A 22,940-nucleotide genomic window follows, 5' to 3' on the forward strand; every position below is an offset into this window, starting at 1 on the left:
GTCCTGCGAGGACAGGTGGCAAAGAAAAATTAGTCGGTCGGGTAAGCGCGGTCGATGACGATGTTCTTGGTCACCAGCGTGGAGTTGATCCGCTGAATCCCCGGCAGTGAGGAAACTCTCTTGTCCACGAACCGGGTGTAGGACTCCAAGGGCCCGACCCCCGGATAGTAGACGCTGGGTTTTAAGCAGGAAGCAGATCTCAGGATAACAGAACCACGCTCCTCAAACACCGCAGGAGCGAGATATCTACACCAGGAATGCCGACGCACCGTGTTGTGAACTACGTACACCAGCGGAACACGTCCCTCCGGCAGAGCAATTGATTCTTAAACGTTTTGGAATCCTGGAGAACTTCCCGCTTCAGCGCGGCATTGAAAGACTCCGCGAGCGCATTGCCAGCACTGGCGCCAATGGATCCCATCGACTGCCCTCGATCCCCAGGTCCTTACAGGTGTCCTGGAACGCATGAGAGGTATAAACGCTGCCGTGATCGGAGTGGAAAATTGCACCCGTGAGGTTTCCACGCTGGCCCTTAGCCATTTTTAGCGCGTCCTGCACCAGGGAGGTACGCATGTGGTCTGCGATAGATAAAGCCCACCAACCTTGCTAAGAATAACAGTCAATGACCGTGGCCAGGTACATATTCGACCCATCAGCGATCGGCAGGTACATGATGTCGCCGACGTACACCTGATTCGGTTTGTCGGCGGTGAATTTTCGGCCCACGAGATCAGGGAACACTGTCTTGGTTTTGTCCGACACGGTGGTGATGACCTTGCGTTTCTTCGAATACCCGAACAGCTCCAATGACCGCATCACTCGTGCGACGCGCTTGTGGTTCACAGGGGCCTGATCAACCTGGTCTTTGAGTTCAGCCGTGATCCGTTTGGCCCCATAACAACCCTTTTCGGCGGTGAAGACCGTCTTGACCCGGGCACCGAGGATGGCGTCGGATATAAGTCGTTTTCTCCGGACTGAGCTGCTGTTTTTCCATGTGTAATACGAGGACCTGTTGAGTTTCAGGACCTCGCATATCCGCTTAACCGAATGGTTCTTCTGGGTGTCATCAACGAACCGGAAGAGCGGTCACAAGTCTCGTCTCTTGCCGGGAAAATACTTGGCCGCCTTTCGCAGGATATCGCGCTCTTCCCGAAGGCGGGCGTTTTCCCGTTCCAGCTGTCTGATCCGCTCAGCTTCAGTTATTGAGGCCGGCGAGGGTGAACTTTGAGAGCTGATCTTGGTGCGGGCCCCGGTGCCATATTCCTTTAACCAATTATGCAGGGTGGCGCGGTTGATGCCGAGGTCCACGGCGATGGTCTTGAGCGAGGCACCTGGGGAGTTCTCGTAGAGCGCGACAGCGTCGCGCTTGAACTCGGGCCCGATACTGGGGTGCACGTAGCGTGCGGAATACGCCCGGACCAGGAGCTTTCGGTCCGTCAGGTCGGATAGTCGTCTGGTGGTGTCCACCGCATCAGCGATCAGACGCCCGGCCCCGCATGGGGATCCACACGATCCTTTCCGCAGCTGCTGGGCCATGACCACCGGGGCGCAGTCCTTCGTGGACACTGTGGCCAACAGCGCGTTGAGTCCGCGGACCCCTGAGTATCCGAAGCCGGAGCCTCGTGTGGCATGGCCGTGGACCTCGATAGATGGTGTCGCATAATAACTGGTAGAAGTACCGGTAAGGACCAGTGCTTATGCACTGTTCGGTCAGACCCGCCAGGAACCGGGCAGCCACCGCGTCGAGTTGGCGGATGTGGCCGAACGTAAACGACCGCAGAAACGAGCCCAGTGTTGAGGGGGCGCACATCCGCGTGAAGAGTCTGCTCATGCCGCCGGAGAGTGAGCTGATCCATGTCATCGATCGAGTCAGCACCGGCGATCATGCCCGCGACAAGGGTGGCGATCTTGGTACCAGCATTCGCGCCTTTGTCGCTGGGCACACTCAGCAGGTCTTGAAACAACGTGCGCAGGCTCGCATCATCGGCTAGTCGCATGATCGGGACCAGCCTGGTGGTCGACACGAGGTGGGGGTCGACGAATGACGACTGACAGGTTTTGGGGGTATAAGATACTTGCACCTACGAGATGCCCTCCTGGATTGGGGATACGGACCTTAGAAAAGTCGTATTATCCCAGTTCAGAAGGGCATTTCCCTTATTCCCACGCCGTTACCGACCGGACTGCATCGGTGGATCCGGGCTTAACTATTGCCGCGTTCTCACTAACCGGCTATTGACTTTTTTGCACGACACGGCGCAGCGATTTCCATGCAATGACAACTCCGGAAATGATGATCAGTGCATTAGAAAGGAGACCAAAGGTCGTGGTGTCCCCCAGCATAAGACGGACAACCAACAGGATCAGGCCAGCGGTTGAGATAAACAAACCTGCTTTGAGCAAAGCTGTACCAGAGCGGTCTGATCCCTCAGCTTCTTTTTTACTTCCCACCTTTTAACCCTCTTCTCTATTCGCAGCCAAAGACCACTCCTCCCACGGAGACAACATAACTCGTGCCAGCAAAATCGAATGCTGCGGCAGTTCCTGCCGTGGCCACGATAAAGCCGATAGTTCCGAGCGCCATGCCTGCGATCGCGAGGTAACACGCGATGTCTGCCTTGCTCGCCATCGTATAGCTCTCTCAAAACAAAAGCTTCCTGATGCGCGTGTTTGACCACTGATCCACCCCACCGGGGTTGTTGACTTTTCACCTATGGTCGCATCCCTCAAGATTGCCCTTACCAGCGAGGAAATCACCCTCCTTAAAAGCTATAGCTCTCTCAAAACAAAAGCTTCACCCACCAGCTCAGATCTGGTAGGAAAAAGTCAATGACGCAATAAACGTCTCAAACCCGATACAGGTGTCCTCGAAGACTAATCGCTGATGGTTACTGATCGCTGCTTTCGCCTCATTCCACACCTTCTCAATCGGATTATGATCCGGGGCATACGGTGGCAACCACACCAGGTGCACGTTAGCCAACGCAGTGCCTTCGCCCAGGTGCTCGCGGAGCTTCTTTGACCTGTGCCACCTCGCGTTATCCCACACCACGGTAATCTTCTTACCCGGATACCTGCCCACCAAGGTGGTAAGTGCCTCGATGATGGTCTCGGTGTTCTGCCACGCCAACCGCAACAGATCCACTGCGCCCGTATGGTGATTTGAGACAGGGTCTAGGAGAATTAGTGCCATGTCGAATCGCCGCATCTTCACCGAAGAGTTCAAAGCAGGAGCTGTGCAACTCGTCGTGTCATCTGGGTGCTCCATCAAAGAAGTGGCCACCGAGTTAGGCATCAAAGAAGGAACACTGGGTGCGTGGGTGAGAGCCTGGAAGACTGAACACCCTGATGCTGGTGTGGATGAACCAGGCCCAGTTGAATGGGCGAAATACAAGGCCCTGCAGGCAGAAAACGCTGCGTTGAAACGAGAAAATGAGTTCTTGGGAAAAGCCAGCGCCTTCTTTGCCGCGAAGCACCTGTAGAAGATTTCTATGCGTTCATCGAGCAGGAGAAGGCCGTCTTTCCTATTACCTGGATGTGCAGGAAGTTGGGTGTATCCCGGGCATCGTATTACCGCTGGGCTAAGCCTGGGGGCCTGACTCCCACAGCCACAAGGCATGTGAAGCTCAAGGACGAGGTCGCCCAGGAGTTTGAAACCAGTAACCACATGGCTGGCAGGGATCAGCTGACCACGTTGCTCAACCAACGGGGTGTCAAAGTGTCCATTGGGACCGTGGGGGCAATTATGAACGAATTAGGACTGCGTGCCAGGGGCGATGCGTGCCTGGAAGAACACCACGGTCAACGACCCAGCAGCCCGGACTGAGCATATTAAAAATCATATGATCGACAGCCACGGGAAACGAGACTTTATCGCTACCGTGCCTGGGACCAGGCTCGTTGGTGACATCACCTACCTAAAGACTGGCTCAGGGTGGCTATATCTGGCCACTGTGATCGATTTGGCCACGCGAATGGTGGTGGGATGGTCGATGGATTCAAACATGCGCACACCATTGATTACCAATGCGTTGGCCATGGCCCGTGATCATGGGCGTCTTCATCCCGAGGGTGCAATTTTTCACTCGGATAGAGGATCTCAATACACCTCCGGGGAATTTCAGACGTGGTGTGCCGGCAATAAGATCACCCAGTCGATGGGAGTGACCGGGGTGTGCTGGGATAACGCAGTGGCGGAGAATTTCTTCTCTCACCTAAAGACCGAAATGTATCGCCATTATGACTTTAAGAATCACCTGTCAGCCCGGACCGCGGTGATGGACTATATCGAGGGATGGTACAACCGGCGCCGGCCTCACAGTAATAACCAGGGACTGTCGCCGGCGAATGCTTTGGCCTCGTATCAACAGCAGTATGGATTAGCAGCAGCGTAAGAAGAAAAATCAATCAAGCTGTCTCAAAAACTTGACGAGCGCAGTTCGAGACGGCCCGCGAACGTCGACACACAGCAGCCATCGGGATGATGAAAAACTGAGGCTTCACGGCTCCCCACCCAACTTTTCGGCAGTGTCCTCAGGAGTGACCATGAACTCGTGCGCAGCCTCGGGTTAACACTCCGACTCAGGGCTGGGTGCGGGAGCGGCGGCGCATCAGCCGGATCTCAGACTCGAAATCCTCGGCACTCTCGAAAGACTTGTAGACCGAAGCGAAACGAAGGTAGGCAACTTCATCCAGCTCCCGTAGCGGTTCCAGGATGGCTAGGCCGATCTCATTAGCATGCACCTGGGAACTACCGTGCCCGCGGACGGACTCCTCAACCTCCTGTGCCAACCGTTTAAGGGCGTCATCGGAGACATCGCGACCTTGGCAGGCACGACGAACTCCGGTGATGACCTTGTCGCGGCTGAAGGGTTCGGTGACACCATTACGCTTGATCACCAGCAGCACAGCTTTTTCAATGGTGGTGAATCTACCCTTGCAGGAGCTGCACTCCCGGCGACGTCGGATGGCGGAACCCGCCTCAATGACGCGGGAGTCGATCACCCGGGAATGATCGTGGTGACAGAAGGGGCAGTACACGGGAGTTTCAGAACCTCTCTACAAGGACGGCCGGGGCGGAAGCGGTTGGCACGCACCAACTTCATAGCGTACCCCTGTGCAGATCAACCGAGCGAGACCGACCTTTCACTGATCGGCAAGGTCGAAGTCGGCATCGGTTCCTCCAGGCTGGCACCCAACAACAGGCCGAGAACCAGCAATAGTCCGAAAGCCACTCCCGCAAGGTATGCCTGGGCGGCCTCCCCCAGTTGCAGGACCTTGGGGAGCTTGTCCCGGTTTTTGGAAACCTGCTCACCTGGGATTAGTTCTCCTGTTCGATTTTGGCGGGAAAGGCGCCGCACCCCAACCCCGGACGAAAGGTGCGGAACCCCCTCTTTCGGCTCCCACACGGCTGCAGCAGGAACAATTCCCGAGCTGAGGGAAGGGCTCATTTTCGCTGTTTGAACACGGTTAAGGGAGATGCTCATCATCGGATCCTTTCGTTCATGGGAAATCTTAGGCACCCGCCCCACCACTTCACCACAACTTTAGTTCAGGTGTTCGAATACATTTTTCTGTTCGATTTATAACACGCTCTCGAACACTTGTCCAGAATAAGACTCCCCTTTCTCGAACATTCGTGTTAAATTCGAATGCAGATGGGGCAGCGTTCGCCCAGATCAAGGCCAACTGATTCGAACACCCCACCTCGTAGCCACGAGGTACCCCAGCTGAAACGGCCGACCACGGACCATCGCAGGTCCAAACCTAAGGAGCTTTCGACATGGCCCGCGCCAGAGCCAAGGCAACATCTTCGAAGACCGCCGCCAGCGGCAAGAACCCGATGGTGGACCTCTCCGACCGTCAGCGCCGGATCCTTCAGGTGATCCAGGATGCGGTGGTCCTGCGGGGTTACCCGCCGAGCATCCGGGAAATCGGTGATGCCGCCGGCCTGCAGTCCACTTCCTCGGTCGCCTACCAGCTCAAGGAGCTGGAGAAGAAGGGCTACCTGCGCCGTGACCCCAACAAGCCACGTGCGGTGGATGTCCGCCATCTCCCCGGCACCGAAATTCCCAGGAACAACAGATCCGCCAAGGCCACAGCAGACTCTGAGATCCCCGCCAACGCCAGCTCCGCCAGCTACATCCCGGTGGTCGGTTCAATTGCGGCAGGCAACCCGATCCTCGCCGAGCAAAATGTCTCGGACTATTTCCCGTTACCCGTGGAGATCGTCGGCGAAGGTGAGCTCTACATGCTCCAGGTCGTGGGGGAATCCATGCGCGATGCCGGCATCCTTGACGGCGACTGGGTGGTCGTCCGTTCCCAGCCGGTGGCTGAACAAGGGGAGTTCGTGGCAGCCCTCATCGAGGGCGAGGCCACCGTCAAGGAGTTCCACAAGGACTCCACCGGAGTCTGGCTGTTGCCCCACAATGACGCCTTCTCCCCGATCCCCGGCAATGACGCCGAAATCATGGGCAAGGTGGTTTCGGTGATGCGCAAGCTTTAGGGCGACCCCAGCAAGGGGTCGGCAATCCCCTTTCCCACCCCCGGATGGCATCTGAAAATGCCCGCATGAGTCTGCCACCCAAAAATTTTCCAATTAGATATTTAACCAGCTCAGAGATGATTTTTTGTGCCGGGCCCAGGTTTATCCTCACCCCGGAGAGGGGTGCGACGGAGCCAGGTCCCCTGCTACTGCCGGTGAAAGTGGGAGAATCGGAAACTAATGGATCGATTCAAGCCCGTGTGACCTAAAGGACCGAGGAAGTTGGATGTACGCTGAGGAACGCCGTCGCCAGATCGCTTCGTTGACCGCTGTTGAAGGGCGTGTCAACGTCACCGAATTGGCAGAACGCTTCGAAGTAACCGCCGAAACTATCCGTCGTGACCTGGCTGTGCTTGATCGCGAGGGGATCGTCCACCGCGTCCACGGCGGGGCAGTGGCCAGCCAGACTTTCCAGACCACCGAATTCAGCCTGGACACCCGATTCCGTTCCGCTTCCGCAGCAAAGTCTGCGATCGCCCGCACTGCACTGGATCAGCTTCCCGCCGTCGGTGGCAGCATCTTCCTGGATGCCGGCACCTCCGTCACGGCACTGGCCAACCTCATCACCGAACAACCCCGCGCCCGGGAATGGTCGATCGTGACCAATAGCCTGGTCACTGCCCTGAACCTTGCCAACGCAGGCCTGACCGAGGTGCAGCTGCTCGGTGGCAGCGTTCGGGCGATCACGCAAGCCGTGGTGGGTGACACCGCATTGCGCACCTTGGCGCTGATGCGCGGCGATGTCGCCTTCATCGGCACTAATGCCCTGACCCTGGATCATGGTCTCTCCACCGCAGACCCTCAGGAAGCTGCCATCAAGGCAGCCATGGTCACCAATGCCCACAAGGTGGTGGTCCTCTGCGACTCCACGAAGCTGGGCAATGACTACCTGGTCAGCTTCGCCGGCATCAATGACATTGACGTGGTGATCACCGATGAGGGCGCTCCGGAAACCTTCATCGAAGCCCTGCGGGAACGTGAGATTGACGTGATCATCGCTCACTGAGCTGATCCCCGCTTAGTCCGGCGCCCCTGTGGTTGTTCAAGAGCCCCGGGCCAGCCCTGCCTTTCAGGCGGTTAGCCGCGCGGGGCTTCCGCTCGCTGGCCACACATCATCGAGCCCCGGGGACATCAAGCAGATGGGCCGCCACCTCGCGGGCCTGCTGCGCCGTTGCAGCCTGCACCACCGCTTCCGCTGCTCGTTGGCAAGCCGCCATGCTGACCCTGGAAAGCTGCTCCCCCACCGCAGAAAGCGCCCCGGCCGCCGGGGAAAGGGAACTGACCCCCATCCCCGCCAGGACGCAGGCCAATAAGGTATCCGCTGCGGATTCCCCACACACCCCCACCGGGGTGCCGAGTCGTTGCCCCTCCCGGCAGGTATGCCGGATCAGTCTCAGTACCGCAGGTTGCCAGGGATCAGCCAGCTCTGCCAGTTCTGGGGACATCCGATCCGCTGCCATCACATACTGGGTGAGGTCATTGGTGCCGATGGAAACAAAATCCAGGTGGGGCAGAATCAGATCCGCCATCAGTGCTGCCGCCGGGACCTCAATCATCGCCCCGGGGGAAAGTCCCCGCTCTCGGCAGAGGATCGCGAAATTTTCCGCCTCTGTGACAGTGGTGAGCATCGGCGCCATCACCGATACCTGTCCCCCGCTCTCTGCACTAGCGAGGGAAATCGCATCTAATTGATTCTGCAGCTGAGAAGGATGCCCCTCAGCCACTCTCAGGCCACGGACCCCCAGGGCGGGATTATCCTCCCCCGCCATATCCAGGAAGGCGAGGGGTTTATCGGAACCGGCATCAAAGGTGCGGAACACCACCTTCCGGCCAGGGAAGGCCGCCAAAACTTCCGCATAGATCTGCGACTGCTCCACCACCGTGGGTTCCCGGCGGGCCTTGAGGAAGGGGATCTCGGTCCGGAAGAGTCCGATCCCCTCAGCCTGGGTGGCTGCCGCCTGCTGGGCCGAAGCCACAGAGGTCACACTGGCCAGAAGTTTGATTCGGTGACCGTCAGTGGTGTGGGCGGGGCCTTCCCACCGGGTGATTCTCCGGGTGTGCTCAGCAGCGGCGCTCATCGCTGCCCGGGCGGCCTCGGGGTCCACCCCACTGTGCAGGACCCCCTGATCGGCGTCGACAAGCACTGTGGTGCCGTCCTGGAAGCGGGACAATTCCCTGCCCGCACCGACGATGCAGGGCAACCCCAGCTGCCGGGCGATGATCGCGGTATGGCTGGTTTTCCCACCCCGCATCGTCACTAGGGCCAGTACCTTGGCAGGTTCCAGGGTTGCCGTATCCGCTGGAGAGAGATCCTCGGCCAGGAGCACCACCGGCTCCGAAATTGAAGGCAGACCGGGTTCCGGCTCGCCTCGGATCTCCGCGATAATGCGGTCCCGAAGATCCTCCAGATCGGTGATCCGCTCAGCCATCACCCCACCCAGGGAGGCAAACATGCCGCTGAACTTCGCAGTTGCCCGGACTGCCGCCACATCCGCAGGGTGACCGGCGCTGATCGCCTTCTTCGCGTTCTTTGACCAGGCGGGATCCGCCGCCATCACCGCATTGGCGCGCAGCACCTCAGCGGCCTCTCCCCCCGTGGCGTCGGCACGCTCTCTGAAGCGCCTGGCGACGGTATCGACAGCGGCCAAAAGACGCTCGTATTCGGTCTGCCGTTCATCCTCGGGAATCAGTTCCCCGGATACCGGCAGGTCGGGCCGGTGATGGGCCCAGCGGACGGGGCCGTAGACGATCCCGGATACACAGGCGGTACCCTGAACTTTAATACCTGAGGGATTAAGGTCCACACTATTTCGGGGATTGGGCTCCATGCTCCGGATAGTAGTCGCGGTCAGCGCCGATCACTGCCGTATGCCTTCCGCTTGTCAGGCAAGTAACGAAGGAAAATGCCATTGATCCGCACTGATGCCTCTCCCCGGATCCAGCTCAGTCAACACCCACTCACTCTCCGGGAGACCGTCATGATCCTGACCTTCACCCCCAACCCGAGCATCGACCGATCCCTGGAACTCTCCGCTCCACTACAGCGCGGGGAGGTGCAGCGTCTGGTCGCCAGCCGTCGGGCCCCCGGTGGGAAGGGCATCAATGTCGCCCATTCCCTCCACCTGGCAGGACACCCCACCCTGGCAATTCTTCCCGCCCGCGCCGATGATCCCCTCCTACCGCTGATCAACCGGAGTGGGCTTCCCTTCTCCCGGGTGGAGATTGAGGAACTGGTACGGATCAACACCACCGTCACCGAACCTGATGGCACCACCACCAAACTCAACGGCCCCGGCGCGACCTTGAGTGCCCGGGCCCAGATTGAGCTGACGGAGAAGCTGCTCAACCATTCCTGCCAGGCTCAGTGGTTGGTGATGGCCGGGTCCCTGCCGCCGGGGGTGCCGGTGGACTGGTATTCCCAGCTGATCCGGACGGTGCGTTCTCTGCGTCCGGAGTTGAAGATCGTGGTCGACACCTCTGAGGGGCCACTCCGCGAGGTGGTGGCTAATGTGGCTGATGCCGCCCCTGATCTGATCAAACCCAATGCCCTGGAGCTGGGGCAGTTATTGGGCACTGATGGTCGGCATTGGGAGCAGCAGGCGGAGCAGGGAAATCTGGCGCCGGTGATCCGTGCCGCCCGGCAGTTGAATGAGCAGGGCATCCCTGAGGTGCTGGTCACCCTGGGTCCGGCGGGTGCGCTGCTGTTGTGTCCGGAAGGGCTCTGGTATGCCACCGGGCCTGAGATGCGCCCGGTTTCCACGGTGGGTGCCGGGGACGCACTCTTGGGTGGTTATCTGCTGGGCCGTGTCCGCGGGATGTCCCCGGAACAGTGTCTGGGCCAGGCGGTGGCCTATGGTCGGGCGGCGGTGGAGCTGCCCGGTACGGTCATGCCTTCCCCGGGGCATCTGCAACCTACGAGAGTGACCGTTACCCGCCTGCCCTGAGAAGGGATCACCCTCAGATACCCCTGAACTTTCCCTAACGGAGGTACACCACTCCCGAAATTTTGTTTTCCCAGCTTTAATGGGGTGGTGAATTCGAAGTCAGAGTCTATCCTTCCTACTGGTCTGGTGTTATTGGATGCCGCGCTGGGGGATTCCTCAGCGTCGGTGATCTCGGAACTCTCGCAGTTGCTGGAGGTTGAGGGGCGGGTTTCTTCGGCGGCTGTGTTGAGCGCCGCGGTTCTCGCCCGGGAGGGGAAGTCCCCCACCGGTTTTGCGGGGCGGGTCGCCATCCCTCATGCCCGCAGCGATGCGGTTAGCACCCCTTCGCTGGTGTTTGCCCGGTTGTCCCGGCCGGTGGATTTCGGCGGTCCGGATGGGGCGGCCGATCTGGTGTTTTTGATTGCGGTTCCCACCGCTGCCGGAAAATTTCACCTGAGGTTGCTCTCCAAGCTGGCTCGTGCGTTGTTGCGTCCGGCTTTCCTGGAATCGCTGCGCAGCGCTGCTGATGCTGACACTGCTGTGGCGGTGATCAACCAGGTCATCTCTCCCCCAGGTGACACTGTGCCGGAGGTCGCCGGGGGTGTTCCCGGGGCCAGCCAACCGGTGGCTGAAGGGTGGACGGCGGAGAAGACCACGGCTGAGGTCACCTCCCCGGGTATTCCCCAGGGGGTCGTCACCGCCCGCCCTAAACCGGCGGCGGTTCTGCCACGCCCCACCGATGCCGATGAGTCTGCGCTGAAGGTGTTGGCCGTCACGGCCTGTCCCACCGGTATCGCCCAGACCTATATGGCTGCGGACCGGTTGCTGCAGACTGCTGCCGCGCGTCCCGATGTGCGGCTGATGGTGGAGTCACAGGGTTCCGCTTCCCCGGTGCAGTTGGATCCGGCGGTGGTCAGCCGGGCCGAGGTGGTGATCTTCGCGGCTGATATCGCGGTGGTTGGTCGGGAACGTTTCGCCGGTAAGCCCTTCATCGAATGTGGGGTGCGGCGGGTGATCAATGAGCCGGAGGTGGTGCTGGAGGAGGCGATCGCGGCCTTCGAGAACCCGAACACTTCCAGGGTGCCCGCCGGGGACAATGCCGGGGGAAATGCTGTTGAGGTGGATTCCACCAGGGAAAGGTCTCTTTCCTTCCGGGAGGGTCCGGCCAGTTTCCTGTTGGGCTGGGGCCGTCGGGTACGACAGGCGATGATGACCGGGGTGGCTTATATGGTGCCATTCGTCGCCGCCGGTGGTCTCCTGATCGCCTTGGGGTTGTTGCTCGCCGGCCCCCAGATCCCGAACATCTGGCCTCAGATGATAGCCAATCAATCACCCATCAACCTGATGGATCCTTTTCTCCAGGATGGGCAGATGGATTTCCGGGAGCGTTCGGGGTGGCCGGTGTATCTGGGTGCGATCCTTTACGGCACCGGATCTTTCGCAATGCAGCTGATTGTTCCTGCGCTCTCGGGTTTCATCGCTTTCGGTCTGGCGGGCAGACCCGGCATCGCCCCAGGTTTTGTCGGGGGTGCCGTCTCCCTCTATGTCGGGGCAGGTTTCATCGGGGCTCTGGTTACCGGAATTCTGGCGGGTGTGGTGGCTGCCATGCTCGGGGCGTGGAAGCCACCCCGGTTGGTGGTGTCCCTGATGCCGGTGGTGATCATCCCGCTCATCGGTACCCTCGCGGTGGGGTTGGCGATGTTTCTGCTGCTGGGCCGCCCCCTGGGTCATGTGATGGACATGTTGAACAACTGGCTGGGGTTGTTGGATGGTTCCTCGGCGTTGGTTTTCGGTGCTCTACTGGGCCTGATGATGTGTGTGGATCTGGGTGGACCGCTGAATAAGGCGGCTTTTCTCTTCGCCACCGCCGGGCTCTCCACCGGTGATCCGGCTTCCACCACGGTGATGGCCGCGGTGATGGCCGGCGGTATGGTTCCCCCCATCGCGATGTCTCTCGCCACCCTGCTGCAGCGGCATCTGTTTACCGCCGTGGATCGGGAGAACGGGAAATCAGCCTGGGTGCTGGGCCTGAGTTTCATCACCGAGGGGGCGATTCCTTTCGCAGCTTCGGATCCGCTGCGGGTGATCCCCTCGGTGTCACTGGGCGGAGCGGTCGCCGGTGGCCTGTGTATGGCTCTGGGGGTGGGTTCCCAGGCACCGCATGGCGGGGTGCTGGTGCTCTTCGCAATCGACCCCTGGTGGGCGTTCCTCTTCGCGGTGGGGGTGGGTTCCCTGGTGGGCGCATTGACGGTGATCCTGATCAAACGTCTCTGGCCGAGTCGGACGGTTCGTGGCAGGGTGCCGGTTCCCGCTCTAGGATAAGTTGGGTGTCTCCCCGGTGGTGCCCCCCTTGCGGTGCCGCCCTTTTTGACCTCTGCCCCTCAAGGAAAAGGATTGCCCCGGTGTTTTCCAAGACTGTGACCGTTGGTTCCAAGGCCGGCCTGCATGCCCGGCCGGCTGCGCTGGTGGCGGAGGCGGCCGCCACCTTCGATGAGGAGGTCTTCCTCGAGTTGGTCGGTGACCCCACCGCAGAGCGCACCGAGGCTGATTCCTCGCTGATGATCATGGCTCTGGGGGCTGAGCACGGTGAGGAAGTGCTGGTGTCCTCCGAAAGCGGGGAGGCGGTCGCCCAGATCGCGGGGATGATCGAGCGCGAACTCGATACCCCCTGACTCCGGCGCTTATCGACGCCCCCCTGGGGGCACAGCAGAAATCCCCGGCCCTGCCAGGGGTCCGGGGAAGATGTTCACGCAGGGTTTCAGTAGCTGGCCTGACGGCCCTCTCCGACATGGGTGTAGAGCCACTTGAGAATCGGGTAGCCGATGATGATGCCGACTGAGCCCCAGGCGATGCCCTCCAGGGTGACCCCGAACACTGTCAGAGTCAGGTTGCCGATACCCGCGATCAGGGCGACTGCCGCGGCGGTGAGGTTCACCGGGTTGTTGAAATCGACCTTGGCATCCATCCAGATGCGCACCCCCAGCAGGCCGATCAGACCGTAGAGCACGATGGTGGCCCCGCCGAGCACGCCGGTGGGGATGGTGAAGATCAGGGCACCGAACTTCGGGATGAAGGCCAAGGCGATGGCGGTGATCGCAGCCACCCAGTAGGCGGCGGTGGAATACACCTTGGTTGCCGCCATCACCCCGATGTTCTCGGCGTAGGTGGTGGTACCGGAACCACCGAAACCACCCGCGAGGGTGGTGGCCAGGCCATCGCCGATCAGGGCAGGACCGGCCAGGTCATCGAGGTTACGGCCGGTCATTGCGCTGACCGCCTTGACATGACCGACATTCTCCGCGATCAGCACCACCAACACGGGGAGAGTGACCAGGATTGCGGAGAGCTGGAATTCGGGGGTGTGGAATTCGGGCAGCCCGATCCAGGCCGCCTCCCTGATGGTTTGTGCCACGTCCTCACCGAGGTTGCCGCTCAATGCGGCGAACACCCAGCCGATGATCACCCCGAGCAGGATCGCCAGGCGGGAGATCATGCCCCGACCGGCAACCGTGAGCACCAGGATGGACACCATGGTCACCGTGGCCACCAGGGGCTGCTGCCCATAGTTGGCGGTGGCGGTGGGTGCCAGGTTCAGGCCGATGAGGGCGACGATCGCGCCGGTCACCGCTGGCGGCATCACCGCATCAATGACCTTCCGGCCCAGAATCTTGACGATCATGCCGACTAGGACCAGTGCCAGGCCGGTGATGAGGACGCCACCGATCTGGGCTCCGATGCCATATGCCTGGCTGGCGGAGAGTGGGGCGATGAAGGCGAAGGAGCTGCCCAGGTAGGAGGGCAGGCGATTCCGGGTGATGAGCAGGAAGATGATGGTGCCGAGCCCGGAGAACAGCAAAGTAGTATTTACCGGAAAACCGGTCAAGGTGGGGACCAGGAGGGTGGCACCGAACATGGCCACCACATGCTGCATGCCGATGCCGATGGTGCGGGGCCAACTGAGTCTCTCCTCCGGGGCAACCACAGCGCCCGGGAGGATCTTCTTGCCGTCACCGTGGACGGTCCAGCCAAAGGAGGTGTTCACGACTCCCGATTATCCGCCCTGGGCAGCTACTTGGGAAATCAGGGAGAATACCGCCGATTAAGCAGGGCCACAGAGTGGGGCCCGGCTACTTCTCAGTGCCGGTGGCCCCGCCGAGATCCTCAAGATCAGCCACGGCCTCGGTATCCTCCTCGGCTACGGTGTCCTCCGGGAATTCCACCAGGAACTCCTTGAGCTCACCGACCATTGACTGCGGCAGCCGCACATCAACCAGGGTTCCTTCAGTGGTGTACTCCTCGCTGAGCACGGTGCCGTACTCGTGGAGCCGGGAAACCAGCTCACCTCGGGTGAAGGGGAGCAGCACCCTGATGTGGGCGTCGAGCGAATTGAGGAAGAGCTCGATCCGGGCCTCGAGCTCCGGGATCCCCTCCCCCGTCATGGCGGAGATGAAGACCACGTCATCAAGGGCGTGGCGTAGCTCGGCCAGGGCGAGTGGATCAGCCTGGTCGATCTTGTTGACCACGATGATCTCCGCCGGAGCCTCCTCTCCGGTTTCGCGGACCACATCCAGGACCACCTTATTGACGGCCTCGATCTGCTTCAGCGGGAAAGGGTCGGAACCGTCCACCACATGCAGCATGAGATCGGCACCCAGCACCTCCTCCAGTGTCGACTTGAAGGCCTCCACCAGCTGGGTGGGCAGGTGACGGACAAAACCGACGGTGTCGGTGAAGACCACCGAACGGCCATCCGCCAGCTCAGCGCGGCGGGTGGTGGGGTCCAGGGTGGCGAAGAGCGCATCCTCAACCAGAACCCCGGCATTGGTCATTGCGTTGATCAGCGAAGACTTGCCGGCGTTGGTGTAACCGGCGATCGCGATCTGGGGGATCGTGGAAGCCCGTCGGCGGGAACGCTTGATCTCCCGCGCGGTCTTCATCCCCGACAGTTCCCGGCGCAGCTTCGCCATGTCGGTACGCAGGCGGCGACGGTCGGTCTCGATCTTGGTTTCACCGGGACCACGCAGACCGACACCACCATTGGAACCTGCCCGGCCACCAGCCTGGCGGGAGAGGCTCGTACCCCAACCACGCACCCGGGTGATCAGGTACTCCATCTGTGCCAGGGAAACCTGCGCCTTGCCCTCCTTGGAGGTGGCGTGCTGGGCGAAGATGTCCAGGATGAGCATGGTGCGGTCAATCACCTTGGTATTGAGCGCATTCTCCAGGGCCACCAGCTGGCCGGGGGTCAGCTCACCATCACAGATCACGGTGTCAGCACCGGTGGCCTCGATGATGTCACGCAGCTCGTTGACCTTACCGCTGCCGATATAGGTGCCGGGGTCCGGCTTATCCCGCTTCTGATAGAGAGTTTCGACGACTTCAGCACCGGCGGTCTCAGCCAGGGCGGCCAGCTCAGCCACCGAGGCCTCGATCTCAGCGGTGGTGCCTTCGGTCCACATGCCGACCAGAACCACCTGCTCGAGGCGGACCTTGCGGTACTCCACTTCGTAGATGTCAGCGGCATCATCGGAACGGATGGTGGAATCCTGCCCCATCTGGCGGCGAGCATTTCTCGCCTCCAGGTCAAGATCACCGGTGGTGGGGGCATTTTCCCCGGGTTCTACCGCCCCTGGGCGTAACAGTCCCGACTGATCCTCGCCGGGGTCCTCGACGGGCGGGGTCGTGGGAAGGTGGTCCCGGAAAGCCCGGGCCAGCAGATCATCATTGTTCGATTGAGTCATTGGCCCCTATTCTTCCACGTTTTGCCCGAGAAACCGAATACCCCCACTCATCCCCCCTCAATCCAACATTCTGACACCCGGGGAGATTGGTTTGGGTTGTGGGTCTAAAGGTTTAGACTGAGTTCATGACTACTGATCTCAAGAGCATCGGCCTGGGCTTCGACCGCTGGCAGGAGGCCGTCGAGGCAGCCATCGCCACCAATCAGCTGGTGGTCGCTGGCGAGCTCCGGGGCGGGCAGCTGGTCCAGTTCACCGACTATTCCGGTGCCCAGATCAACATCCTCGCCGTCGAGCCCTTCGCCACCTACGCCGGCTTCGAATCCATCACCCAGACCTTCGCGCATATCCAGATGGTCAATGACGTCCTGGCCTTCTGCGAGATCGTCGACCCCTTCGGTACCGTGCTCGCCCCGGTAACCCTCAACCTCTCCCAGGGTCCGTTGCTGGTGGATGAGCCGGTTCAGCAGTGGCAGCAGCTCGGGGTCACCGCCCTGGCCACCGAGGCCACGGTCCACGAGAACGCCGAAGCCTTCTCCGCCGCCACCGGTGAAACCCCGGGCCAGCTGGTTTCCGAGGGTGCCAAGATCCTGGAATCCGGTTCCGGCGCAGCCATCCCGGATGCCGCCGCGAGCTTCTCCGCCCGCGTGCTGGAAGCCGAGTACCGCAGCAACCAGCTCACCGGTCAGCGTTTCATCCACGCCACCGTCGATGGCATCTTCCCCTTTGATGTCTGCCTACCGGACGCCCCGGCGCTGCCGGTCAAGGACAACATCATCTCCGGCACCGCGGTGCTGACCGGTAATGTGCTCGCCCCCATCTCCTCCGGTGGTTGCGGCGGGGGCGGTTGCGGGGGCGGCGGCTGTGGTTGTGGTGGACACTAGTCCCACCCATCTCGCCCCGCCAGCCACCCAGGTGATTGCGGAAAGGTTCATTGAGACCCATGCCAGACACGCAGGGAAGCGGAAGTTCACGAGCTGATCGCCAGAACATCTGGTTGTTCATCATCATTTTGTGCTGCGTGGTTCTGGTGGGTTGGCTGAAGTTCTATGGCCTGCTGCTGGCGATCCCGGTGCTGCTGGTGACGGTGCTGGTCGCCAGGGCCCGCCCCGATGCCACGGAGGCCCGGGCCTTGCGCTCCTCCGTTGAGCTTTCCGCCGAGGACATCCAGAATGTGATCCTGGAGTTCGAGAATTTCCGGGGTGCCCCCGACACCGATGCCATGGCTGATCGCACGCTCCACCGCCCAGCCCTGCTGGATGAGGACTGCGACCACCCCGATCTCGAGAATTTCCGCTTCCAGTTCAACTCCAACCGGCGTTTTCTCAGCCGTCTCCCCGCCCGTCTTGCGGCGGATTTGACAGTCACTGAGCTGGAGCAGCTGCTCCATGTCACCGATCAACGCGCGGAATCCCTCAAGGATGCCTGGCTGACCGCCCGGCGTTCCGCGAAACAGCTCGGCCCTGACTACTGAGCACCCCGCTCTGCGAGGCCCCTCCCGGCCGGGCGTTGCCAGCTTAAACCTGCCAGCGACACTTCTCCTTCCGCGAGGATGCGGGAGGGGCCGGTGAGGGTGGACTGATCCCCCTGGATCTCCACCTCCACCTGCCCTCCGGGAACCACCACGGTGAGTCTCCCGTCAACCTTCCCGGCATCGGCCAGGGCTGCCCGGGCTGCGGCCACTGTGCCGGTGCCACAGGAGCGGGTCTCCCCCACCCCACGCTCGTGGACCCTCATGTGCACGCTGTCGGCCACTGCCTCGGTCACAATCTCAACGTTGACCCCCTCGGGGAAGAACCCCTCATCGTAGGTTGGTTCAGACAGCTCCCAGGTGGCCAGTTCAGCCGGGCTCAGTCCCGGGATCACGGCCGCCAAGTGGGGGTTTCCCAGATCCACCCCGAGTCCGGCCACCCGGTGGGAGCCGAAGAAAGCCTCGGAGATGCCGGTGACCCGGGCAGGGCCCATCGCCACCGACACCTCGGCCGCCTGGGGGGTACACGAGTGAACTTTCACCAGTCGGGCCCCGGCGCGGGTGCCCACGGTGAACTCCGCGGTGTCGACCAGCCCGCGGGAATGGAGCCAGTGAGCGAAGAGGCGCACCCCATTGCCGCACATCTCCGCCAATGATCCATCGGCGTTGCGGTAGTCCATGAACCAGTCCGAGGTTTTGATGCCAGTGCCGAGCTCAGCAATCTCCCCGCTTTCCAGCAACGCCCCGGCGCGGATCACCCGCAGGATGCCATCGGCCCCCAACCCGGCGCGCCGATCGCAGAGTGCTGCGACCAGTGCCGGGGGCAGCAGATGTTGGCCCTGGTGGTCCTCGATGATGAGGAAGTCATTTTCGGTGGCGTGTCCCTTGGCGTAGCGCAGGGTTCCGGTGGGGTTGTTCACCCCAGGAATTCTAGCGCCTGTGCCCCGGTGTCTCCGGTGGCATCGAGCCAGTGGATGCGAGGGTCGCGGTTGAACCAGCTGCGTTGGCGGCGGACATAGCGGCGGGTGCTGGTGATGGTTCTTTCCACTGTCTCCTCCGGGGTGAGTTCCCCGGCGTGCATGGCCAGCACCTGGGCGTAGCCGATGGCGCGCCCCGCGGTGGAGTCGGCGATCAGTCCCCGGGTCAGGAGAGTATCGACTTCGGCAACCAGGCCCTGTTCAAACATCTGGTGGGTGCGTTTTTCGATGCGGGGGTTGAGCCAGTCCGGGGTGGTGCGCAACCCGAGGATGCGGGTGCCCCAGCGGGCGGGCCCGTTGATCGGGGGTTGGCTGGCCTGGAAGGGTTTTCCGGTCAATTCGATGACCTCTAGGGCGCGAACGGTGCGGCGGGGGTCTTTGTCCTCGATCTTGGCTGCCGCCACCGCATCTTTTTCCGCTAGTTCGGCGTGCAGGGCATCCACCCCGATCGCTGCCAACCGTTGCTCCCAACGGGCGCGGACCTCGGGATCGGTGGGAGGGAACTGCCAGTCGTCGATCAGGGATTGGACATAGAGCATGGATCCACCGACCAGGATGGGGGTTTTGCCGCGGGCCATGATGTCCTCGACATCCTGGATGGCGTGGTGCTGATAGGTGGCCACGGAGGCGGTTTCGGTGATGTCGAGGACATCGAGCTGGTGGTGTGGGATTCCCTCGCGTTCCGCGGGGGGAAGTTTGGCGGTGCCGATGTCCATGCCGCGGTAGAGCTGCATGGAGTCGACGTTGACCACCTCCCCACCGAAGTGGTGTGCGAGGAAGATACCCAGGGCGGATTTCCCGGAGGCGGTGGGTCCGACGACGGCAATGGGGGTCAAATTCTGGTTCATGATCTAGATCTCCCAGGCCGCCACATAGCGGCCCACTCCCAGGGTGGTGTCAGCTTGCAGCAGTTCAGCCCGCTTGGGCCGTAAGGCTGCCAGTTGCAGCCAGGGTTCCGTTTCCATGATCCCGGCTGCTGTCAGCTGCTGTCTGTTGAGCTCCTGCTCCGGGTTTTCCCCGGCGAGCAGGCTGCGGCACCAGGTGTCGGCGGCGGGCGCGGTGTCCAGAAGTGTCAAGGGGGCACGGTGGGTCAGTCCAGCGGAGCCGTCGGCGGCGACCAGGGTGAGCACCTCGGGGTCTGGTTGCCCCAGTTCTTCCCGGACACCGCTGATCCGGGTGGCCAGATCCCCCAGCATATACCGCTGGACCAGTTCCGGGAGATGGTTTCCCTGCCCCACCGACACCTGGGGCGCACCCCAGGCCTGGAAGCTGCCGCTCAGACCGGTGTGCCACCGTTTGTCCTGGGATCCGACCAATTCGATGCGGGTGGGTTCGGCAGCAGCCAGCACCTCCCGCAGGGTCTGGCGTAGCCGGGCACCGGCTTCATCCCCGGGTGAGAGTTCCCTGACCAGCGCCGGGCTCGCCGGCATCACCACCAGATTTACATTCACCCCCACCACCCTAGCGGCCCGGGGTGGCCGCTTACTTAAGGTGGTCAGCGGCGGCGCTGCCCCCGTCCTTTCTGCCAATGGCCCCGCGCACTTTTCCGGCAAGGTAAGTTAAGTGAAACATACGCACCGCAGCTCCCGGCAAGGTTGAAACAGATCGGGTTCAACGGTGCGGCGATGTTTGGATGATGAATGATGACCTGGCATGCCAGGTCTTGGCAGCCGTGAAGCGCGGCGAACAGCACAGAAGGACCAGCACCATGAGCACCTCTCCGTCGAACCCGAACCCGACGCCCCAGCCCGGTAGCGGGAAGCAGGACCCTGCCACCCAGGTGGGGAGCACCCCGGTGCCCAGGCCGGGTCCGAAGCCCGGCCCCCGCCCCGGTGCCACCCCGGCCGCACTCGCCGCCAAGCGGCGCACTCCTGCGCCCCTGCCGCAGCACACCCCCAATGATCCGAAGAAGTGGGGCCGCATCGATGAAGACGGCACCGTCTACGTGCGTACCGCTGAAGGTGAGCGGGCAATCGGTTCCTGGCAGGCCGGCACCCCGGAGGAGGGGCTGGCCCACTACGGCACCCGTTTCGAGGACCTGGCCACCGAGGTGGAGCTGCTGGAGTCCCGGCTGAAGGCCCACCCTGCTGAGGCCGCTGCCATCCGTAAGAGCGCTGAGACGCTCCAGGAGAGCCTGCCGACGGCCACCGCCATCGGTGATCTGGCGGGCCTGGCGCAGCGTCTGGACACCGTCATCAATCACTCCGAGACCACTAATGAGCAGGTCAAGGAAGAGAAGGCTCGGCGTCGTGAAGCCGCCATCGCGGAGAAGGAACAGCTGGCTGTCGAAGCTGAGGAGTTGGCCGAGAACGCCACCAACTGGAAGGAGGCGGGCGACCGGATCCAGGTGATCCTGGAGAAGTGGAAGGCCATTCGTGGTATCGACCGCAAGACCGATGATTCCCTCTGGAAGCGCTACTCCCGTGCCCGGGATGCCTTCAACCGTCGTCGTGGTGCCCACTTCGCGGAGCTGGATCGCGGTCGCGTGCAGGCTAAACGGGTGAAGGAGGAGCTGGTTGAGCGGGCCGAGGCCCTGCAGGACTCCACCGATTGGACTGATACCGCCCGTGCCTACCGTGACCTGATGCAGGAGTGGAAGGCCGCCGGTCGGGCTCCCCGCGAGGTCGATGACAAGCTCTGGGCTCGGTTCCGGGCTGCCCAGGACCACTTCTTCGATGCCCGCTCCGCCGTCAATGATGAGCGAGACCGTGAGTTCGCCACCAATGCGGAGGCCAAGGATGCCCTGTTGGCTGAGTACTCCCCGCTGATCGACCCGGAGAAGGATCTGGATCGGGCCCGGGCGAAGCTGGCTGAGCTGCAGGAGAAGTGGGAGGGGATCGGTTTTGTCCCCCGCAACCGGATCTCCGAGTACGAGAATAAGATCGGCGAGCTGGAGCAGCGCGTCGTTGATGCCGCTGATGCCCAGTGGCGCCGCACCGACCCGGCAGCTCAGGCCCGGGCGGCTCAGTTCACCGCCAAGGTCGTGGAGTTCACCGAGGCTGCCGAGGCTGCTGAGGCCAAGGGTAAGGCCAAGCAGGCTGAGAAGTTCCGCGCCCAGGCCGCCCAGTGGCAGGAATGGGCCGACACCGCCCTCAATGCCGTCGAGCAGCGTTAGGATCCCGCGCTCACACAATGGCGACTTTCTTCAGAGTTGCGCGCCCCGTCCGGGGACAGGAACCCTCGGATGTGGTGCGCAGTTTCGTTTTCATGGCCAACCTCGCCGCCCAGGAAATCACCGGGGAAACCGGCTCCTCGGTGTCCGCCGCCCGAGTGGTGCAGCGACTGGCCGGCTCCACCGAATCTGACTCCCTGATGGTGGTGATGGCGGAGTCCGGCCCCGGAATGTGGGAGATTGACCCTGATACCGGGCATTCCCTCCTGCCGAGCACCCTCACCGAGGGTTTCGCGGATGTCAGTGAGGACTATGAGTACCTGGGTTTCCTGCACCTGAGCATCCCGCTGCGGGAAGATCTTGCGATGGTGGAGTTGGAGTGCGTGCTCGATGCCGAGTTTCAGCCGGTGCCAGGGGAAAGACTGACTGCGGAAGGCAGCCAGGTGTACCAGTCCCTGCTTGCCGAGGGCGAATCCCTGGCTCGCACCCTGGGGCGGAAGGTGATCCAGCTCTGGCAGACCCACCCCGTCACGGAGGATCCCGGCGCGGAGTCCTTCGCTGAACAGTTGCGTGCCGCGGGTTTCCTTCCCGATCTGGTGGAGGTGCAGGGGGTCATCGAGCTCTTTGAGGTATCCCGTCAGTCCCCCATCCTCCCGGCGGATGTGGGGGTGGATTATTTCGATTCCCACCTCATCCCCGATTCCCACCTGGAGGGGGTGCTGGGTCTGCTCTATCAGGCTTCCCTGGATATCCCCCACGGCCAGCTCTACCTTGAACCGCAGCGCTGGACCCGGGAACGGCTGGCGGAGGCAGAGGCCCGGCGGCTCAATACCGGCCTGGAGGTTGCCTATGTGGTGCTTTCCGACGCCGCGGGCCCCGTCGCACTCAGTGAGCTTCACCGCCATCCGGCTTCCGAGCCGGGAACCCTGGAACAGGGCATCACCGTGGTGTCACCCCGGCGTCGAGGCCAGGGGTTGGGCCGCATGGTCAAGCACTTGGCCCTGATTCAGGCCATGGAGCGCTGGCCCTGGGCGGAGCGGGTCTACAGCTCCGGTGGCGCCCAGAACGCCGGCATGCTGCATATCAACCGCAGTCTGGGGATGCGGGAGATCAGTCGTGGTACCGCGTGGCAGAAGATCCTCCTCTGAGCGTCTCCCGGGGATAAGAAATCAGTG

At 62.0% G+C, this 22,940-nt stretch carries 18 protein-coding genes and 4 pseudogenes; 10 read left to right on the top strand and 12 right to left on the bottom strand.

Translation table 11 applies throughout. The features are described 5' to 3' along the window. Positions 1-188 precede the first annotated feature (188 nt). The 4 genes and pseudogenes from COCCU_RS08345 to COCCU_RS08360 form a co-directional block, all read right to left on the bottom strand. Positions 189-1,395: pseudogene (locus COCCU_RS08345) on the bottom strand (IS3 family transposase); the annotation flags it as partial. Then, positions 1,381-2,081, bottom strand: a pseudogene (locus tag COCCU_RS14685) (IS1380 family transposase); the annotation flags it as partial. The pseudogenes COCCU_RS14685 and COCCU_RS08345, both read right to left, overlap by 15 nt. 151 nt (positions 2,082-2,232) lie before the next feature. Next, positions 2,233-2,451: a hypothetical protein gene (locus COCCU_RS08355; protein WP_156231083.1), complete on the bottom strand. Its 219-nt coding sequence runs from the start codon at positions 2,449-2,451 to the stop codon at positions 2,233-2,235. A 355-nt stretch (positions 2,452-2,806) separates the two neighbouring features. Next, positions 2,807-3,154: pseudogene (locus COCCU_RS08360) on the bottom strand (transposase); the annotation flags it as partial. Between the two features lie 37 nt (positions 3,155-3,191). Here COCCU_RS08360 and COCCU_RS08365 point away from each other — a divergent pair. Further along, positions 3,192-4,394, top strand: a pseudogene (locus tag COCCU_RS08365) (IS3 family transposase). A gap of 187 nt (positions 4,395-4,581) precedes the next feature. Here the strand turns inward: COCCU_RS08365 and nrdR are convergent. Next, complete coding sequence (gene nrdR, locus COCCU_RS08370) at positions 4,582-5,040, bottom strand: transcriptional regulator NrdR (protein ID WP_156231084.1); 459 nt, start codon at positions 5,038-5,040, stop codon at positions 4,582-4,584. Between the two features lie 83 nt (positions 5,041-5,123). Further along, positions 5,124-5,486 (bottom strand): hypothetical protein, encoded by a 363-nt coding sequence (locus COCCU_RS08375; protein ID WP_156231085.1) that lies wholly within the window; start codon positions 5,484-5,486, stop codon positions 5,124-5,126. A 356-nt stretch (positions 5,487-5,842) separates the two neighbouring features. Between COCCU_RS08375 and lexA the strand changes: the two genes are divergently transcribed. Next, the gene (lexA, locus tag COCCU_RS08380) at positions 5,843-6,505 is read left to right on the top strand and encodes a transcriptional repressor LexA (protein WP_231598931.1); all 663 of its coding nucleotides are present in this window, start codon (positions 5,843-5,845) and stop codon (positions 6,503-6,505) included. Between the two features lie 265 nt (positions 6,506-6,770). Beyond that, on the top strand, positions 6,771-7,550 hold the full coding sequence (locus tag COCCU_RS08385; protein WP_156231087.1) for a DeoR/GlpR family DNA-binding transcription regulator: 780 nt from the start codon (positions 6,771-6,773) through the stop codon (positions 7,548-7,550). Positions 7,551-7,656: 106 nt separating this feature from the next. On the opposite strand, the gene ptsP is transcribed toward COCCU_RS08385, so the two are convergent. Beyond that, positions 7,657-9,372 carry a phosphoenolpyruvate--protein phosphotransferase gene (gene ptsP / locus COCCU_RS08390; protein ID WP_156231088.1) on the bottom strand — a complete coding sequence of 572 codons (1,716 nt, stop codon included), beginning with the start codon at positions 9,370-9,372 and terminating at the stop codon, positions 7,657-7,659. A 150-nt stretch (positions 9,373-9,522) separates the two neighbouring features. Here ptsP and COCCU_RS08395 point away from each other — a divergent pair, with 150 nt between their 5' ends. The 3 genes from COCCU_RS08395 to COCCU_RS08405 all read left to right on the top strand — a co-directional run bounded on the left by COCCU_RS08395 (position 9,523) and on the right by COCCU_RS08405 (position 13,139). Then, on the top strand, positions 9,523-10,488 hold the full coding sequence (locus COCCU_RS08395; RefSeq protein ID WP_156232717.1) for a 1-phosphofructokinase family hexose kinase: 966 nt from the start codon (positions 9,523-9,525) through the stop codon (positions 10,486-10,488). A 126-nt stretch (positions 10,489-10,614) separates the two neighbouring features. Further along, a complete protein-coding gene (locus COCCU_RS08400; RefSeq protein ID WP_231598710.1) occupies positions 10,615-12,789 on the top strand; it encodes a PTS fructose transporter subunit IIABC in 2,175 nt (724 codons plus the stop codon). Between the two features lie 80 nt (positions 12,790-12,869). Continuing rightward, positions 12,870-13,139 (top strand): HPr family phosphocarrier protein, encoded by a 270-nt coding sequence (locus COCCU_RS08405; protein ID WP_156231090.1) that lies wholly within the window; start codon positions 12,870-12,872, stop codon positions 13,137-13,139. A gap of 86 nt (positions 13,140-13,225) precedes the next feature. On the opposite strand, the gene COCCU_RS08410 is transcribed toward COCCU_RS08405, so the two are convergent. Both COCCU_RS08410 and hflX read right to left on the bottom strand, forming a co-directional pair. After that, positions 13,226-14,509, bottom strand: a complete 1,284-nt coding sequence (locus tag COCCU_RS08410) for a uracil-xanthine permease family protein (protein ID WP_156231091.1) — start codon at positions 14,507-14,509, stop codon at positions 13,226-13,228. An 85-nt stretch (positions 14,510-14,594) separates the two neighbouring features. Next, positions 14,595-16,208 carry a GTPase HflX gene (hflX, locus tag COCCU_RS08415; protein WP_156231092.1) on the bottom strand — a complete coding sequence of 538 codons (1,614 nt, stop codon included), beginning with the start codon at positions 16,206-16,208 and terminating at the stop codon, positions 14,595-14,597. A gap of 125 nt (positions 16,209-16,333) precedes the next feature. Here hflX and COCCU_RS08420 point away from each other — a divergent pair, with 125 nt between their 5' ends. Together COCCU_RS08420 and COCCU_RS08425 are read left to right on the top strand one after the other, a co-directional pair. Beyond that, positions 16,334-17,089: a hypothetical protein gene (locus tag COCCU_RS08420; protein ID WP_156231093.1), complete on the top strand. Its 756-nt coding sequence runs from the start codon at positions 16,334-16,336 to the stop codon at positions 17,087-17,089. Between the two features lie 113 nt (positions 17,090-17,202). After that, positions 17,203-17,679: a hypothetical protein gene (locus COCCU_RS08425; RefSeq protein ID WP_156232719.1), complete on the top strand. Its 477-nt coding sequence runs from the start codon at positions 17,203-17,205 to the stop codon at positions 17,677-17,679. On the opposite strand, the gene dapF is transcribed toward COCCU_RS08425, so the two are convergent. The 3 genes from dapF to COCCU_RS08440 are packed head-to-tail and all read right to left on the bottom strand — an operon-like array spanning position 17,673 to position 20,104. Next, positions 17,673-18,575 (bottom strand): diaminopimelate epimerase, encoded by a 903-nt coding sequence (dapF, locus tag COCCU_RS08430; protein WP_156232721.1) that lies wholly within the window; start codon positions 18,573-18,575, stop codon positions 17,673-17,675. The genes COCCU_RS08425 and dapF overlap by 7 nt on opposite strands. Before the next feature lie 17 nt (positions 18,576-18,592). Beyond that, positions 18,593-19,501, bottom strand: coding sequence for a tRNA (adenosine(37)-N6)-dimethylallyltransferase MiaA (gene miaA, locus COCCU_RS08435; protein WP_156231094.1), 909 nt, complete (start codon positions 19,499-19,501; stop codon positions 18,593-18,595). 3 nt (positions 19,502-19,504) lie between these two features. After that, the gene (locus COCCU_RS08440) at positions 19,505-20,104 is read right to left on the bottom strand and encodes a class III extradiol ring-cleavage dioxygenase family protein (RefSeq protein ID WP_231598711.1); all 600 of its coding nucleotides are present in this window, start codon (positions 20,102-20,104) and stop codon (positions 19,505-19,507) included. 257 nt (positions 20,105-20,361) lie between these two features. On the opposite strand from COCCU_RS08440, the gene COCCU_RS08445 reads away from it, so the two are divergent. Further along, complete coding sequence (locus COCCU_RS08445) at positions 20,362-21,768, top strand: DUF349 domain-containing protein (RefSeq protein WP_156231095.1); 1,407 nt, start codon at positions 20,362-20,364, stop codon at positions 21,766-21,768. A gap of 17 nt (positions 21,769-21,785) precedes the next feature. Then, on the top strand, positions 21,786-22,913 hold the full coding sequence (locus tag COCCU_RS08450; RefSeq protein ID WP_156231096.1) for a hypothetical protein: 1,128 nt from the start codon (positions 21,786-21,788) through the stop codon (positions 22,911-22,913). The last annotated feature ends 27 nt before the right edge of the window (positions 22,914-22,940 follow it).

Source organism: Corynebacterium occultum (assembly GCF_009734425.1).
GTDB classification, from domain to species: Bacteria; Actinomycetota; Actinomycetes; order Mycobacteriales; family Mycobacteriaceae; genus Corynebacterium; species Corynebacterium occultum.

Coding starts and splice junctions, on each gene's coding strand:
- COCCU_RS08375 (WP_156231085.1), bottom strand. CDS start 5,486: ATGAGCATCTCCCTTAACCGTGTTCAAACAGCGAAAATGAGCCCTTCC.
- lexA (WP_231598931.1), top strand. CDS start 5,843: ATGGTGGACCTCTCCGACCGTCAGCGCCGGATCCTTCAGGTGATCCAG.
- COCCU_RS08385 (WP_156231087.1), top strand. CDS start 6,771: ATGTACGCTGAGGAACGCCGTCGCCAGATCGCTTCGTTGACCGCTGTT.
- ptsP (WP_156231088.1), bottom strand. CDS start 9,372: ATGGAGCCCAATCCCCGAAATAGTGTGGACCTTAATCCCTCAGGTATT.
- COCCU_RS08395 (WP_156232717.1), top strand. CDS start 9,523: ATGATCCTGACCTTCACCCCCAACCCGAGCATCGACCGATCCCTGGAA.
- hflX (WP_156231092.1), bottom strand. CDS start 16,208: ATGACTCAATCGAACAATGATGATCTGCTGGCCCGGGCTTTCCGGGAC.
- COCCU_RS08420 (WP_156231093.1), top strand. CDS start 16,334: ATGACTACTGATCTCAAGAGCATCGGCCTGGGCTTCGACCGCTGGCAG.
- miaA (WP_156231094.1), bottom strand. CDS start 19,501: ATGAACCAGAATTTGACCCCCATTGCCGTCGTCGGACCCACCGCCTCC.
- COCCU_RS08445 (WP_156231095.1), top strand. CDS start 20,362: ATGAGCACCTCTCCGTCGAACCCGAACCCGACGCCCCAGCCCGGTAGC.
- COCCU_RS08450 (WP_156231096.1), top strand. CDS start 21,786: ATGGCGACTTTCTTCAGAGTTGCGCGCCCCGTCCGGGGACAGGAACCC.